Source organism: Streptomyces sp. NPDC058464, from assembly GCF_042721035.1.
Taxonomy (GTDB): Bacteria; Actinomycetota; Actinomycetes; order Streptomycetales; family Streptomycetaceae; genus Streptomyces.
The window spans coordinates 136,787-150,248 of record NZ_JBHXMA010000022.1 but is presented as its reverse complement, the minus strand read 5'-3'; the positions used below and the strand labels follow the sequence as shown (position 1 = coordinate 150,248).

The 13,462-nt window shown below is 72.1% G+C and carries 13 protein-coding genes; 8 read left to right on the top strand and 5 right to left on the bottom strand.

Annotated elements, in window-relative coordinates; all coding sequences use genetic code 11:
* Positions 1-178: 178 nt before the first annotated feature.
* Genes ACFWPQ_RS27690 through ACFWPQ_RS27680 form a run of 3 tightly spaced genes read left to right on the top strand, consistent with a single transcriptional unit; the run spans position 179 to position 3,470 of the window.
* Positions 179-1,639, top strand: a complete 1,461-nt coding sequence (locus ACFWPQ_RS27690) for a glycosyltransferase family 4 protein (RefSeq protein WP_384040197.1) — start codon at positions 179-181, stop codon at positions 1,637-1,639.
* A complete protein-coding gene (locus ACFWPQ_RS27685; RefSeq protein WP_384040194.1) occupies positions 1,633-2,403 on the top strand; it encodes a class I SAM-dependent methyltransferase in 771 nt (256 codons plus the stop codon). The genes ACFWPQ_RS27690 and ACFWPQ_RS27685 overlap by 7 nt, the downstream gene beginning before the upstream one ends.
* Positions 2,400-3,470, top strand: coding sequence for a prenyltransferase (locus ACFWPQ_RS27680; RefSeq protein WP_384040192.1), 1,071 nt, complete (start codon positions 2,400-2,402; stop codon positions 3,468-3,470). Before ACFWPQ_RS27685 ends, ACFWPQ_RS27680 begins: the two co-directional genes overlap by 4 nt.
* A gap of 124 nt (positions 3,471-3,594) precedes the next feature.
* Here the strand turns inward: ACFWPQ_RS27680 and ACFWPQ_RS27675 are convergent, their stop codons facing one another.
* A complete protein-coding gene (locus tag ACFWPQ_RS27675) occupies positions 3,595-3,885 on the bottom strand; it encodes a hypothetical protein (RefSeq protein WP_384040189.1) in 291 nt (96 codons plus the stop codon).
* Between the two features lie 135 nt (positions 3,886-4,020).
* Between ACFWPQ_RS27675 and ACFWPQ_RS27670 the strand changes: the two genes are divergently transcribed.
* From ACFWPQ_RS27670 to ACFWPQ_RS27655, 4 genes are all read left to right on the top strand, one after another.
* Complete coding sequence (locus ACFWPQ_RS27670; RefSeq protein ID WP_384040188.1) at positions 4,021-4,584, top strand: hypothetical protein; 564 nt, start codon at positions 4,021-4,023, stop codon at positions 4,582-4,584.
* Positions 4,585-4,713: 129 nt separating this feature from the next.
* Positions 4,714-6,000 (top strand): hypothetical protein, encoded by a 1,287-nt coding sequence (locus ACFWPQ_RS27665; RefSeq protein WP_384040185.1) that lies wholly within the window; start codon positions 4,714-4,716, stop codon positions 5,998-6,000.
* A complete protein-coding gene (locus ACFWPQ_RS27660) occupies positions 5,997-7,610 on the top strand; it encodes a substrate-binding domain-containing protein (protein WP_384040182.1) in 1,614 nt (537 codons plus the stop codon). Before ACFWPQ_RS27665 ends, ACFWPQ_RS27660 begins: the two co-directional genes overlap by 4 nt.
* Complete coding sequence (locus ACFWPQ_RS27655; RefSeq protein WP_384040179.1) at positions 7,597-8,376, top strand: hypothetical protein; 780 nt, start codon at positions 7,597-7,599, stop codon at positions 8,374-8,376. The genes ACFWPQ_RS27660 and ACFWPQ_RS27655 overlap by 14 nt, the downstream gene beginning before the upstream one ends.
* 21 nt (positions 8,377-8,397) lie before the next feature.
* Here ACFWPQ_RS27655 and ACFWPQ_RS27650 read toward each other — a convergent pair whose 3' ends face one another.
* From ACFWPQ_RS27650 to ACFWPQ_RS27635, 4 genes are all read right to left on the bottom strand, one after another.
* Positions 8,398-9,408 carry an LLM class F420-dependent oxidoreductase gene (locus tag ACFWPQ_RS27650; RefSeq protein ID WP_361295971.1) on the bottom strand — a complete coding sequence of 337 codons (1,011 nt, stop codon included), beginning with the start codon at positions 9,406-9,408 and terminating at the stop codon, positions 8,398-8,400.
* A 95-nt stretch (positions 9,409-9,503) separates the two neighbouring features.
* Positions 9,504-10,319 carry a hypothetical protein gene (locus ACFWPQ_RS27645; RefSeq protein ID WP_384040176.1) on the bottom strand — a complete coding sequence of 272 codons (816 nt, stop codon included), beginning with the start codon at positions 10,317-10,319 and terminating at the stop codon, positions 9,504-9,506.
* A gap of 135 nt (positions 10,320-10,454) precedes the next feature.
* A complete protein-coding gene (locus ACFWPQ_RS27640) occupies positions 10,455-11,375 on the bottom strand; it encodes an N-acetylmuramoyl-L-alanine amidase (protein ID WP_384040173.1) in 921 nt (306 codons plus the stop codon).
* A 22-nt stretch (positions 11,376-11,397) separates the two neighbouring features.
* Entirely contained in the window at positions 11,398-12,051 is a 654-nt protein-coding gene (locus ACFWPQ_RS27635) for a class I SAM-dependent methyltransferase (protein WP_384040170.1), read from the bottom strand.
* Between the two features lie 300 nt (positions 12,052-12,351).
* On the opposite strand from ACFWPQ_RS27635, the gene ACFWPQ_RS27630 reads away from it, so the two are divergent.
* Positions 12,352-13,404, top strand: a complete 1,053-nt coding sequence (locus ACFWPQ_RS27630; RefSeq protein ID WP_384040167.1) for an aldo/keto reductase — start codon at positions 12,352-12,354, stop codon at positions 13,402-13,404.
* Positions 13,405-13,462 lie beyond the last annotated feature (58 nt).

Here is a 13,462-nt window from a genome sequence, read left to right as displayed (position 1 = left end):
AGTGATCAGACAGCATTGCAGGGGTTCCCGCCGTGGCGCGAATCACCTGATCCACTGCTCGCTCCGCCCCTACCTGCCGGTAGATTCAGAGGCTCTTGAACGATCAAGTCTGAAACTTGTTCTAGATTAGCGTCCCGGCGTAACCTCACGGGAAAGTGCAGGGAGAAGGGGGCCCAGAGTGACCGCTGAGGCCAGGCGGACGGGTGCCGACGAGGAACCCGCCGCCGACGGCGAGCGACCGCTCGACATCGCGCTCCTCACCTATAAAGGGAACCCGTTCTGCGGCGGCCAGGGTGTCTACGTACGGCACCTGTCGCGCGAGCTGGCCCGGCTCGGGCACCGGGTCGAGGTGATCGGCTCGCAGCCGTATCCCGTCCTCGACGAGGGCTACCCGGGCCTCACCCTCACCGAGCTGCCCAGCCTCGACCTGTACCGCTCCCCGGACCCCTTCCGGACGCCCGGGCGGGGCGAGTACCGGGACTGGGTCGACGCCCTCGAAGTGGCCACCATGTGGACCGGCGGCTTCCCCGAACCCCTGACCTTCTCCCTGCGCGCCCGGCGTCATCTGCGCGCCCGCGCCGGGGAGTTCGACGTCGTCCACGACAACCAGACCCTGGGATACGGCCTGTTGGGGGACATCGGCGCTCCCCTGGTCACCACCATCCACCATCCCATCACCGTCGACCGGCAGTTGGAGCTGGACGCCGCCGAGGGATGGAAACGGCGGTACTCCGTACGGCGTTGGTACGCCTTCACCCGGATGCAGAAGCGGGTCGCCCGCCGGTTGCCCTCCGTGCTCACCGTCTCCGGCACCTCCCGCCAGGAGATCGTCGACCACCTCGGCGTCCGCGAGGACCGCGTCCACGTCGTCCACATCGGCGCCGACACCGATCTCTTCGCGCCGAATCCCGCCGTCCCCCAGGTGCCCGGCCGGATCGTCACCACCTCCAGCGCGGACGTCCCGCTCAAGGGGCTGGTCTTCCTCGTCGAGGCCCTCGCCAAGGTACGGACCGAGCACCCCGCCGCCCATCTCGTCGTCGTCGGCAAGCGGCCCACCGAGGGGCCCGTCGCGCAGGCCGTGGAGCGGTACGGCCTCGACGGCGCCGTCGAGTTCGTGAAGGGCATCTCCGACGCCGAGCTCGTCGACCTGGTCCGGTCGGCCGAGGTCGCCTGCGTGCCGTCGCTCTACGAGGGCTTCTCGCTGCCCGCCGCCGAGGCCATGGCGACCGGCACCCCGCTGGTCGCCACGACCGGCGGCGCGATCCCCGAGGTCGCCGGGCGTGACGGGGAGACCTGCCTGGCCGTACCGCCGGGCGACGCGGACGCGCTGGCCGCCGGGCTGAACCGGCTGCTGGGCGACGCGGAGCTGCGGCTGCGGCTCGGCCACGCGGGCCGTGAGCGGGTGCTGCGGCACTACACGTGGGCGCGCGCCGCGGAGGGCACGGTGGCCCGCTACCGCGAGGCGATCGCCCGCGCCGCGGACGGCACGGGCGCCGCGGTCGGAACGGGCGGCCCGGGCGCCGCCGTGTCCGCCCGTTCGGAGGCCGCGGCCGTCGCCCCCTCCGCGCCCCGCAGTCCCGGCCGCTCAGCGGCCTCAGCTGGTGTTCGTGACGAGAGTGAAAGCAGGGCCACGTGCTGACCGTCGACTTCTCCCGGTTCCCGCTCGCGCCGGGCGACCGCGTCCTGGACCTCGGTTGCGGGGCAGGCCGGCACGCCTTCGAGTGCTACCGGCGCGGCGCCCGGGTCGTGGCCCTCGACCAGAACGCCGAGGAGATCCGCGAGGTCGCCAAGTGGTTCGCGGCGATGAAGGAGGCCGGTGAGGCCCCGGCGGGCGCGACGGCCACCGCCATGGAGGGCGACGCCCTGGCCCTGCCCTTCCCGGACGAGTCCTTCGACGTCGTCATCATCTCCGAGGTGATGGAGCACATCCCCGACGACAAGGGCGTGCTCGCCGAGATGGTGCGGGTGCTGAAGCCGGGCGGCCGGATCGCCGTCACCGTGCCCCGCTACGGCCCCGAGAAGGTCTGCTGGGCGCTCTCCGACGCCTACCACGAGGTCGAGGGCGGCCACATCCGCATCTACAAGGCGGACGAGCTGGTCGGGAAGATCAAGGAGGCCGGTCTGCGGCCGTACGGCAGCCATCACGCGCACGCGCTGCACTCGCCGTACTGGTGGCTGAAGTGCGCGTTCGGCGTCGACAACGACAAGGCGCTGCCGGTGCGGGCGTACCACAAGCTGCTGGTCTGGGACATCATGAAGAAGCCGCTGGCCACGCGCGTCGCCGAGCAGGCGCTGAACCCGGTCATGGGCAAGAGCTTCGTCGTGTACGCCACCAAGCCGCACCTCCCCGCGGTCTCCGACAAGGCCGAGAAGACCGAGAAGACCGAGGTGGCCGCCAAGTGACCACCCCCCGGACAGAACACCTCGTCCTGCCCGGGGTCCTCACCGCCGAGCAGGCCGCCGCGACCGTCCGCGGCATCCTCGCCGTGCAGCGGGAGGACGGCGCGATCCCGTGGTTCCGGGGGCACCACCTCGATCCATGGGACCACACCGAGGCCGCGATGGCACTCGATGCGGCCGGGGAGCACGCGGCCGCCGAGCGGGCGTACGCCTGGCTCGCCGAGCACCAGAACGAGGACGGCTCCTGGTACGCGGCCTACGCCGACGGCGCGCACGACGACGTCACCGACCGCGCCCGCGAGTCCAACTTCGTCGCGTACCTCGCCGTGGGCGTCTGGCACCACTACCTGTCCACCGGCGACGACACCTTCCTCGACCGGATGTGGCCGGCCGTCTACGCGGCCGTCGAGTGGGTGCTGCGGCTGCAGCAGCCGGGCGGCGAGATCGGCTGGCGCCGCGAGGACGACGGCACGGCGACCAAGGACGCGCTGCTGACCGGCAGTTCGTCCGTCCATCACGCGTTGCGCTGTGCGCTCGCCATCGCCGAGCAGCGGGAGGAGCCGCAGCCGGACTGGGAGTTGGCGGTGGGCGCACTGCGGCACGCGATACGGCGGCACCCCGAGCGGTTCCTGGACAAGGACCAGTACTCGATGGACTGGTACTACCCGGTGCTGGGCGGGGCGTTGACCGGTGCGGAGGCGGGCACGCGGATCGAGAAGGACTGGGAGCGGTTCGTCGTGCCCGGGTTCGGGGTGCGGTGCGTCGTCCCCAACCCGTGGGTGACGGGCGGGGAGTCGGCCGAGCTGGCGCTGGCGCTGTGGGCGGTGGGGGAGTCCGACCGAGCGCTGGAGATCCTCCAGTCCATCCAGCATCTGCGGGACGCCGAGTCGGGGCTGTACTGGACGGGGTACGTCTTCGAGGACGACGCGATCTGGCCGCGGGAGCTGACGACGTGGACGGCGGGGTCGTTGTTGTTGGCGGTGGCCGCGCTCGGCGGGCATGACGCGACGTGTGCGGTGTTCGGGGGCGGGGAGCTTCCTTCTGGGCTTGAGGTGGATTGTTGCGCCTAGTGGGGCGGGGGGTTCTGCGCGGTGGCGGGTGCGGGTCCGTCGTGGTTGCTCGCGCCCACGCGGCGGAGCCGCATGTCGACACAGCCCCGCGCCCCTTTCGGGGCGCTGTGCTGACCGGGGGTTTTCAGTGACGGTGCATGCGGTTGGCGATCGCGTGGCCGATGAAGAGGTAGACCACCGCGGCCAGGCCGTAGCCGGCCACCACCCTGGCCCACGCCTTGTGGAAGGTGAACAGGTCGTGTGACCAGCCGGCCAGCCAGTCGGCCGCGTCGTGGACGAACTGGACCAGGCTGTTCGCCCGGTTCGCGTCCAACAGGTACATCAGGATCCAGAGGCCCAGGATGAGGGCCATGACGTCGGCGACGATCGCGACGACCGTGCCGGCCTGATTGGCACCGCGAGATTCAGGGGACATACGGTCCGGGTTGCCGCCGAAGGGTCTTTGAAACCTGAACGGCGTTCCCCCGAGTGGCGAGGTGCGGCCGTCTGGGTGAGGCTTCCGGAGGAAGTAACCGCTCGGGGAGGACATCGAGACTCACGGGAGGACCCCGTGCCCGTACCGATACGACGCCTCGTCGTCACGCTCACCCTCTGCTGCGCCCTGGTCGCCGGTGTCACCGCCTGCGGCGGCAGCACCCGGAGCAAGTCCGTCGACACCGGTATGGTGGCGGCCCCGGTGGCCGACACGCCCAGTCCGAGTACGTCCGCGCAGAAACAGAGACTCGCCAAGACGCGGTTCGTCGCCAACGCGGGTCTCGCCGCCGGCGCGACCTACCAGTGGATCGTGAAGCCGTGGAAGGCCGGCAAGTTCAAGAAGGGCGCCCACGGCCGCACCTTCGCCCTGATCAAGGCCGCCGCCGCGGGCGGGTTCGCCTACAACCGGCTCAAGGCCGCCAAGCGGAACGCCGAGGGCGACCCGTTGCTGTCCAAGGCCATCGCACCGCTCTCCGCCGCGATCGACGGACTGAAGGACCTGCCGGCCAAGCTCCGCAAGGGCGACCCGAACGCGGCGAGTTCGTTCAACGACGTCATCAACAGTGTGAAGGAAGCCGGGAAGAGCGCGGGAGCGCCGGTCACCAACCAGGTGCCCTCGACGGCTCAACTCGCCCACTAGCGAACGGAGTTGAGGGTGGTGCGGCGCCGGTGTGCCGTTCGCCTCGTGTTCGGCCGGAGTTGACGCTTCCGGCGGGGACTGTTCGAGGCGGTGCCCGATGATCCTGCCCCCGGAGAGGCAGGAGCGCAGGTGTCCGACTCCAGACCCGTCACCGCCGACGAGCCCCGGCTCGGCATAGGCCGAAGACCCCGGCGCCGCTTTCCCCGCCGCGTCCTGCTCGCCCTTCCGCTGGCCCTGGCCGGCCCGCTCTCCCTGCTGCTCCCCGCCGACGTGCCCCGGCCCTACCGGAGCGTGGTCACCATCGAGGCCAAGATGGCCTCCAAGTCCGACTTCTTCAAGGACCGCGAGGTGCAGCGGCTGCTGCTCAGGCACGGCATCCGGGTGGACATCCACCGCCTCGGCTCCCGGGGCATCGCCACCCAGTCCCTCAAGGGCATGGACGTCGTCTTCCCGTCCGGCCAGCCCGCCGCGAAGATGATCCTCGACCGGCAGCACGGGACGAGCGCGAGGTCCGCGCGCCCCTTCGTCACCCCGCTGGTCCTCGCGACCTTCCGGGACTACGCCGAGACCCTGGTGAAGGCCGGGGTGGCACGCCCCCAGCCCGGCTCGGACGCGGACCACACCCTCTACTACGACCTCGACATGCGCCGCTTCATGGGCCTGCTCGACGGCAAGGACGACCCGAAGAGCCTCAAGGACGGCTCCGGCCGCAAGGCCGACACCTGGGACGGCATCGGCTACCGCGAGGTCAGCGGCCGCAGCAACAGCGGCCGGGTGCTGGTGCGCACCTCCAGCGTCTGCGAGTCCAACTCGGCCGGCACCTATCTGAGCATCCTGTCCTTCGTCGCGGGCGGGAACACCACCCCCGGCACGACGGACACCGACGACCCCGAGGCCGCCTCCGCCGCCGTACGCAGGCTCGCCGAGAAGGTCAAGCCCCTGATCGACCTCCAGGGCATGTGGGCCGACGAACAGGCCGACAGCTACTTCTCCGACCTGGGCGAGAGCATCGCACCCGTCTCGGTCATCTACGAACACCAGTACCTGGCCCACCAGATCGAGTACCACGACAGACACCACCGGCAGGACACCGGCCGCGTCCTGCTCTACCCCACCCCCTACGCCCTCACCGAGCCCCAGCTGATTTCCCTGAGCCCCCAGGGCGACCGGCTCGTCGACCTGATGCAGAACGACCCCGAACTCCGCGACCGCGCCGTCGAACTCGGCTTCCGGGTGCGGTTCAGCGGCGAGGACGGCACCAGCGAGCGGCTCAACGCGTACCTGCGCGACCACGGCATCCAGGTGCCCCGGCAGAACACCGACCGGACCAAGGTGTACGAGCCCGCCCTGGACGTCCTGGAGGACATCATCACCTACGTCGGCGACTGCCCGCCGCCGGTCGAGGACGACCGATGAGCCGGTACGCACGGGCCGTTCGCACCGCCTGCCTGGCCCTCGCCCTGCTCCTGCCCGCCGCCCTCACCACCGCGTGCGGCGGGGGCGACGACACCCGGGTCACCCTGCGCGTCCTCGCCAGCCCCGAACTCGCCGACGTGGCACCGCTGCTGGACGACCTCGCACGGGACACCGGGGTCCGCCTCGACATGTCGTACGAGGCCACCGCCGACCTGGCCGGGCAGCCGACCGCCGCCGGGACGTCGTCGCACTCCTCGCACTCCTCGTACGACCTCGCCTGGCCGGTCTCGGACCGGTCGTTCCTGCTGCGGCTGCAGGCGTCGGGGAAGAGCGCGGCGCGGCCCGAGTCGACGCCGATCATGCGCTCCCCGGTGGTGGTCGGGCTCACTCCCTCGGTCGCCCAGCGGCTCCGCAAGGGGGTGCCCGGGGGCCGGCTGACCTGGGCGGACATCGCGGACGCGGCCGCCCGGGGCGTCGTGCGGTTCGGGATGGCCGACCCGCGGCGCAGCGACACCGGGCGGGCCGCGCTGGTCGGTGTGGCCACGGCGGCGGCCGGCACCGGCAGCGCCCTGCGCGCACAGGACGTCTCCTGCGACCGGCTGCGGGGCTTCCGCTCCGGCCAGACCCTGACCGGCGCCAGCTCCCGCGACCTGCTGGCCGGCTACCCGGCCCACCAGGACCGGGCCAACGCCCTGATCGCCCACGAGTCCGAACTGCTCTCCCTGAACGCCACGAAGAAGCTGCGCGAACCCCTGGAGATCGTCCGTCCCGACGACGGCATGGTGCTCTCCGACTTCCCGCTGCTGCTCCTCCACCCGGCGCAACGGGAGGCCTACCGCAAGGTGGTGGACTGGCTGCTCGGCGCCGACGCACAGCGCAGGCTGATGGAGACGACGCACCGGCGGCCGGTCGACCCGGACGTCACCCCGGCACCCGCGCTGCGCGCCTCCGTCGGCAACGCCCTGTCCTTCCCGGACCGGCTCGCCGTCGTCGAGCAACTGGTCGACGACTACGGCGATCCCACCGACCCGACCGCCGACCAGGTGGTGTTCCTGCTGGACTTCTCCACCTCGATGCGCGGCAGGCGGATCGCCGGACTGCGCGCCGCGTTCGCGGGACTGAGCGGCGCCGACCGGTCCGCCGGCGGCAAGTTCACCCGCTTCTACCGGGGGGAGCGGCTCACCGTCGTCCGCTTCGGCGGCCGGGTCCTGCAGGAGCGCACGGTGACCGTCCGCGACGACGCCGATCTGCGTGCCCTCGGCCGGGTGGTCGCCGACGGCGGCTTCGACGACGCCACCGCCGTGTGGTCGGCGCTGGACCGCGGCTACCGGATCGCCGCCGACGCGGTGCGCGCACAGCCCGAACGGCCGGTGGCGATCGTCCTGATGACCGACGGCGAGAGCAACTCGGGCCTGTCCTACGGGGAGTTCCTGCACCGGTACGAGGCGCTCGGCCGCACGGCCCAGGCGGTGCCGACGTTCACCGTTCCGTTCGGAGAGGCCGACGCCGGTGCCCTGGAGCGGGCCGCCAAGGCCACCGGGGGCCGTATGGTCGACGCCGGGCTCTCCTCCCTCTCCGAGGCCTTCAAGGAGATCCGTGGCTGCCGTTGACAGCGAGTGGTGGGGCGTGTGGGGGTGGCCGTGGGCCCTCCTGTGGGCGCTGACGGTCCTGGGCTGGGCGGTCCTCGCCGGGTACGGCGTGACGGTGTTCGTCCGCCGGCGGCGCAGCCGCGGGGGCGGGCGGACCGTCCACGGCATGTGCTTCTACCTGCACGAGCAGCGGGTGATGGACCTCTTCCAGAGCGGCGGCTTCGCGGCGGCCCTGGAGCAGGAGGTCGCCGACCGCACCAACGTCACCACCGGGTTCGGGCTCAGGGGCCGGCTCGGCATCGGGGACGGGAGCGCGACCCAGGACATCACCCGGGAACGCGTCACGAAGTACGTCAGGCAGAACACCCCGATCACCGTGATCAGGCTGCTCATGGACACCATGCGCAAGGAGGACGTGATCGTCGACGCCGACCTGCTCACCGACCGGCTCGTGCCCAACCGGGCGCTCGGCGAGCGGCTGCGGGAGCGGCACGCCGAGCGGGTCGCGCTGAGCGACGTGATGTCGGAGTTCGTCTGGGTCACCGGCCGCTTCACCGCCCGCAGGCTGGGCGACCGCACCCTGGTGCTGCGGGCCGGCTACGGGGTCGCCCCGGACGAGCCGGCCCACGTCAGGATGACCTGCTCGGTCTCCGGGGTCCGCGAGGAGTTCCGGGACGAGGAGTACCCGGACGGCGTCGAGTTCCAGGCCCGCTGCCTGGGCAAGGTGCGCAGCTGGAACCGCCAGGCCCGGGAGCTGACCCTGGACCCGCTCGCCGTCTTCCGCTGAACCGCCGACGCCGGACAGCCTCTAGGAGTTGAGCTCGGCCAGCACCCGCAGGGTGTGCGGGTCCGGTGCCAGGGCCAGCAGGTCGGTCACCGGGCCCTTGCGCCACAACTCCAGCCGCTCGGCGATGCGTTCGCGCGGGCCGACCAGCGAGATCTCGTCGGCGAACGCGTCCGGCACCGCCAGCACGGCCTCCTCCCGCCGCCCGGACAGGAAGAGCTCCTGGATCCGCCGCGCCTCCTCCTCGTACCCCATGCGGGCCATCAGGTCGGCGTGGAAGTTGCGGGCCGCGTGGCCCATGCCGCCGATGTAGAAACCGAGCATGGCCTTCACGGGCAGCAGCCCCGCCGCCACGTCGTCGCAGACCTTGACCTGCGCCATGGGCGCGACCAGGAAGCCCTCCGGGAGGTCGGCGACCGCCGGGCCGTACACCTCGGGCCGGCTCGGCGCCCAGTACAGCGGCAGCCAGCCGTCGGCGATCCGGACCGTCTGGGCGACGTTCTTCGGCCCCTCGGCGCCGAGCAGGACCGGCAGGCCGGCCCGGAGGGGATGGGTGATCGGCTTCAGCGGCTTGCCGAGGCCGGTCGCGTCCGGCCCCCGGTACGGGAGGGGGTGGTAGCGCCCGTCCACCGCCACCGGCCCCTCCCGGCGCAGCACCTGGCGTACGACGTCCACGTACTCCCTGGTCGCGGTCAGCGGCGACGTCGGGAACGGGCGGCCGTACCAGCCCTCGACCACCTGCGGCCCGGACAGCCCGAGCCCCAGCAGCATCCGGCCCCCGGACAGATGGTCCAGGGTCAGCGCGTGCATCGCGGTGGTGGTCGGCGACCTGGCCGCCATCTGGGCAACGGCCGTACCCAGCTTGATCGTCGAGGTCTGCGCGGCGATCCAGGTGAGCGGGGTGAAGGCGTCCGAGCCCCAGGACTCCGCCGTCCACACCGAGTCGTACCCGAGCCGCTCCGCCTCCCGCGCCAGCGGCACATGGTCGGCGGAGGGCCCACGCCCCCAGTAGCCGAGTGCCAACCCGAGCCGCATGGCCGCCTCCTGACCGCACGCCGGACAATCGCCGGGCGACTGTACGACAACGGCCCCTCACCCGGAAGGGCAAGGGGCCGTATGTGCCGGGCTGTTCAGCCGCGCTGGATCCCGGAGGTGTCCTGCAGCACGCCGCGGCGGCCGTCCTGGGTCTGGGCCACCAGGGCGGCGCCGCGCTGTTCGACCGCCAAGTACCAGGTGCCGGGCGCCAGTTCGGCGATCGGAGCGGTCGAACCGTCCTCCGCGAACAGCGGCCGCGCCACCGGGACGGCGAACCAGAACGGCGAGAAGTCCGCGGCCGGCTGCGGCTGTTGCTGCGCGGCGGCCGGGGGCTGCTGCTGGCCGTACGGCTGGCCGGGCTGCGGCTGGGCGGCGTAGGGCTGGCCGGGCTGCGGGGCAGCGGCACCCGGGTAGCCGTAGCCGCCGGGGGGCTGGGCGCCGTAGGGCTGCGGGGCCGGCGGCTTGGGGGCCGGGACCAGGGCCGCCTGGAGGGCGGGGACGAGCGGGGTGGCGATCGCGGCCGCGGCCAGCACCAGCGTCGCGATCAGGCCGAGGATCAGACCGGAACCCGCGCCGATGTCGGCGCCGTTGAACTGGTCGCTGAACGCGCCCAGCGGGTCGATGGTCGACCAGAACGCCGTCCACACGGAGAACACGGTGAGGCCGACGCCGATCTGGCCCAGGTCGAGGCCGACGAACTTGAACGGCTGCGGCAGTGCCCGGGCGAGGACGATCAGGACCGCGCCGGCGATGCCGCCGACGTACATGCTCATCACCAGGCCGAGGTTGTCCCAGGCGTTCGGGGCACCGCTGCCGGACTTGTCGAACGTGTCGAGGAACGACGCGACGAACAGCAACACCGCTGCTCCGATCACCGCACCGTCGCCTCTAGTGAGAGAGCGGATATTCACTTCAGGTCCTTCGTGGGTCGTCTCGTCGGCGGAGGAGGCGTCGCGAGGATCTGCCCCTCATCATAGGAATCGATCGTAGGAAGGACACTATCGTCCGAACGATCAGGGTGTCCGCCCGGAGGGGCCCGCCGTTGCCTACCCGCGCAGGAAACTCACGATTCCCTCAGAGATTCCCTGCGCCGCCTTCTGCCGCCAGGCACCGCTGGTCAACAGTGCCGCGTCCTTGCTATCGCGCATGTTGCCGCACTCGATGAACACCTTGGGAACCGTTGACAGATTGAGACCGCCGAGATCCTTGCGTACGTCGAGACCGGTGCCGTTGCCGACGTAGTTGGAGGGCGCGCTGCCCGTGACCCTCGCGAAGTCGCTCTCGACGCGCTCGCCGAGGGCGCGGGAGGAGGCGAGGATCGGGCGGGTGTCGGCGGCGCCGGAGTGCACCGAGGCCGGGAGGATGACGTGGAAGCCGCGGTCGCCCTCCGGGGCGCCGTCCGCGTGGATGGAGATCGCCGCGTCGGCGTGCGCGGCGTTGCCGATCTCGGCCCGCTTGTTCACGCACGGTCCCCAGGCGGGCCGGTCCCCGTCGTGGGTGAACTTCACCGTGGCACCCTGCCGCTCCAGCAGGGTCCGCAGCCGGTGCGCGACGTCGAGGGTGAAGCGGGCCTCGGTGTACCCGGCGTTGGTGGAGGTGCCCGTAGTGTCGCACTCCTTCCAGTTCGTCCCGATGTTCACCTTCTGGTTGATCTCGGACGTGTGCTGGAAGTTCCCCGGGTTGTGCCCCGGGTCGATGACGACGACCTTGCCCCGCAACGGTCGGGCCGCACTCGCGCTCGGGCTCGCACCGGGCACCTTGGCGTCGTCGGACGGCGCCGCGGCCGCCGACTCGGGCACCGCCGCGCCCGCCTGCCCGGCACCGCTCCCGCCGGGCTTGCCGACCCCCTCGTACAGCACCCAGCCGAGCAGTGCACCGGGCACCAGCGCGGCCAGACCGACGGCGAGCGGCGCCCGCCGGAACCGGCGCTGCTGTGGGGGATCGAATCCCGGTCCTGTGTACGACACGTCTGCGACTCTAACCGCGCCCTCAGATCCCCGCCCCCGTTCGCCGCAGGACGCGCAGCGAGTCGTGGGCCGAGACCTCAGTGAAGGCGCCCGACCCCAGGGCGCGGAGGTAGACGCGGTAAGGGGCCTGCCCGGTGAACTCGTCCTTCGGGTCCGGGAAGACGTCGTGGATCAGAAGGAGCCCGCCTTGGGCCACATGGGGGGCCCAGCCCTCGTAGTCGGCGGTGGCGTGCTCGTCGGTGTGGCCGCCGTCGATGAAGACGAAGCCGAGCGGGGAGTTCCAGAACGCGGCGATCTGCGGGGAGCGGCCGACTACGGCGACGACGTGGTCCTCCAGGCCGGCCCGGTGCAGGGTGCGGCGGAAGGCGGGCAACGTGTCCATCAGCCCGATCTCCGGGTCGACCGTCTCCGGGTCGTGGTAGTCCCAGCCCGGCTGCTGCTCCTCGCTGCCCCGGTGGTGGTCGACGGTGAGCGCGGTGACCCCGGCCGCGCGGGCCGCGTCGGCCAGCAGGACCGTCGAGCGCCCGCAGTACGTCCCGACCTCCAGCAACGGGAGGCCGAGCCGCCCCGCCTCGACGGCGGCCGCGTACAGGGCGAGCCCCTCACCGACGGGCATGAACCCCTTCGCCGCCTCGAACGCGGCCAGGATCTCGGGCTTGGGGGCTGCCGCGGTCATGGGCTTCCTTTCACTCCTCGCTCGTACGACTCACTCGTGACGCGTGACTCCCGACGCGTGACTCGTACGACTGTCCGGACCTCCATGCTGCCGCACCCGCACCGCAAGCCGGCCGGCCGGGGTGCGCGGCGGCACCGCCGGCCCACCCCGTGCGTCGCCGCGCGGGGTGGGCCGGAGCGGCGCCACGCCCGCCAAACCGGCTGTGTGTCACCGGAGTTGACCGCGGGGACTGGCTCTCAAGTGCACTCCAAGACCTACACTGACGCCGCCAACCCACCCCACCTGTGACGGAGCACCGGCATGCGCTATCGCGTCCTCGGCAAGACCGGCATCGAGGTCAGCACCCACTGCCTGGGCACGATGATGTTCGGAGGCATCGGCAACCCCGACCACGAGGACGGTGCCCGCGTCATCCACGCGGCGCTCGACGCCGGCATCAACTTCGTGGACACCGCCGACATGTACTCGGCCGGTGAGTGCGAGGAGATCGTCGGCAAGGCACTCAAGGGCAGGCGCGACGACGTGGTGCTGGCCACGAAGGTGCACTTTCCGCTGGGGGAGGGCCGCAACCGCAGCGGCAACTCGCGCCGCTGGATCGTCAAGGCCGTCGAGGACAGCCTGCGGCGGCTGGACACCGACTGGATCGACCTCTACCAGGTGCACCGCCCCGACCACACCACCGACATCGAGGAGACGCTGTCCGTCCTCGGCGACCTGGTGACGGCGGGGAAGATCCGGGCCTTCGGCTGCTCCACGTTCCCCGCCGAGGAGCTCGTCGAGGCGCACCACGTGGCGGAGCGGCGCGGGCTGATGCGGATGCGCACGGAGCAGCCGCCGTACTCGCTTCTCGCCCGCGGCATCGAACGGGCCGTGCTGCCCACCGCGCGGCGCCTCGGCATGGGCGTGCTGACCTGGTCGCCGCTCGCCTCCGGATTCCTCTCTGGCGCCCACCGCGAGGGCCGGCCGGTCGACCTCACCACCGGCCGGGCCAAGCTCTCCCCGCAGCGCTTCGACCCCGCCGCCCCCGGCAACGCCGCGAAGTACGCGGCCGTCGAGCGGCTCGTCGCGCTCACCGAGGAGGTGGGCTGCACCCTGCCGGAGCTGGCCGTCGCCTTCCCGCTGGTGCACCCGGCCGTGACCTCGGTGATCATCGGCCCGCGCACCATGGACCAGCTCACCGCGCTGCTCAAGGGGGCCGAGCTGGTCCTCGACGACGAGGTGCTCGACCGCATCGACGAGATCGTGGCCCCCGGCACCGACCTCTACCGGGCCGACGGCGTCTGGCAGCCACCGTCCCTCACCGACCCGGCCGCCCGCAGGCGCCCGACCGGGGAGCGCGCGGCGGCGGGCTGACGAGCGCCCCTTCAGGGGCGCGGGGAACTGCGCGACCAGCCACGACGGCGCCGCAGAC

Bases quoted from the DNA above. Each gene is read 5' to 3' on its own strand.
- ACFWPQ_RS27675 (WP_384040189.1), bottom strand. From the start codon at position 3,885: ATGTCCCCTGAATCTCGCGGTGCCAATCAGGCCGGCACGGTCGTCGCG.
- ACFWPQ_RS27660 (WP_384040182.1), top strand. From the start codon at position 5,997: ATGAGCCGGTACGCACGGGCCGTTCGCACCGCCTGCCTGGCCCTCGCC.
- ACFWPQ_RS27650 (WP_361295971.1), bottom strand. From the start codon at position 9,408: ATGCGGCTCGGGTTGGCACTCGGCTACTGGGGGCGTGGGCCCTCCGCC.
- ACFWPQ_RS27635 (WP_384040170.1), bottom strand. From the start codon at position 12,051: ATGACCGCGGCAGCCCCCAAGCCCGAGATCCTGGCCGCGTTCGAGGCG.
- ACFWPQ_RS27630 (WP_384040167.1), top strand. From the start codon at position 12,352: ATGCGCTATCGCGTCCTCGGCAAGACCGGCATCGAGGTCAGCACCCAC.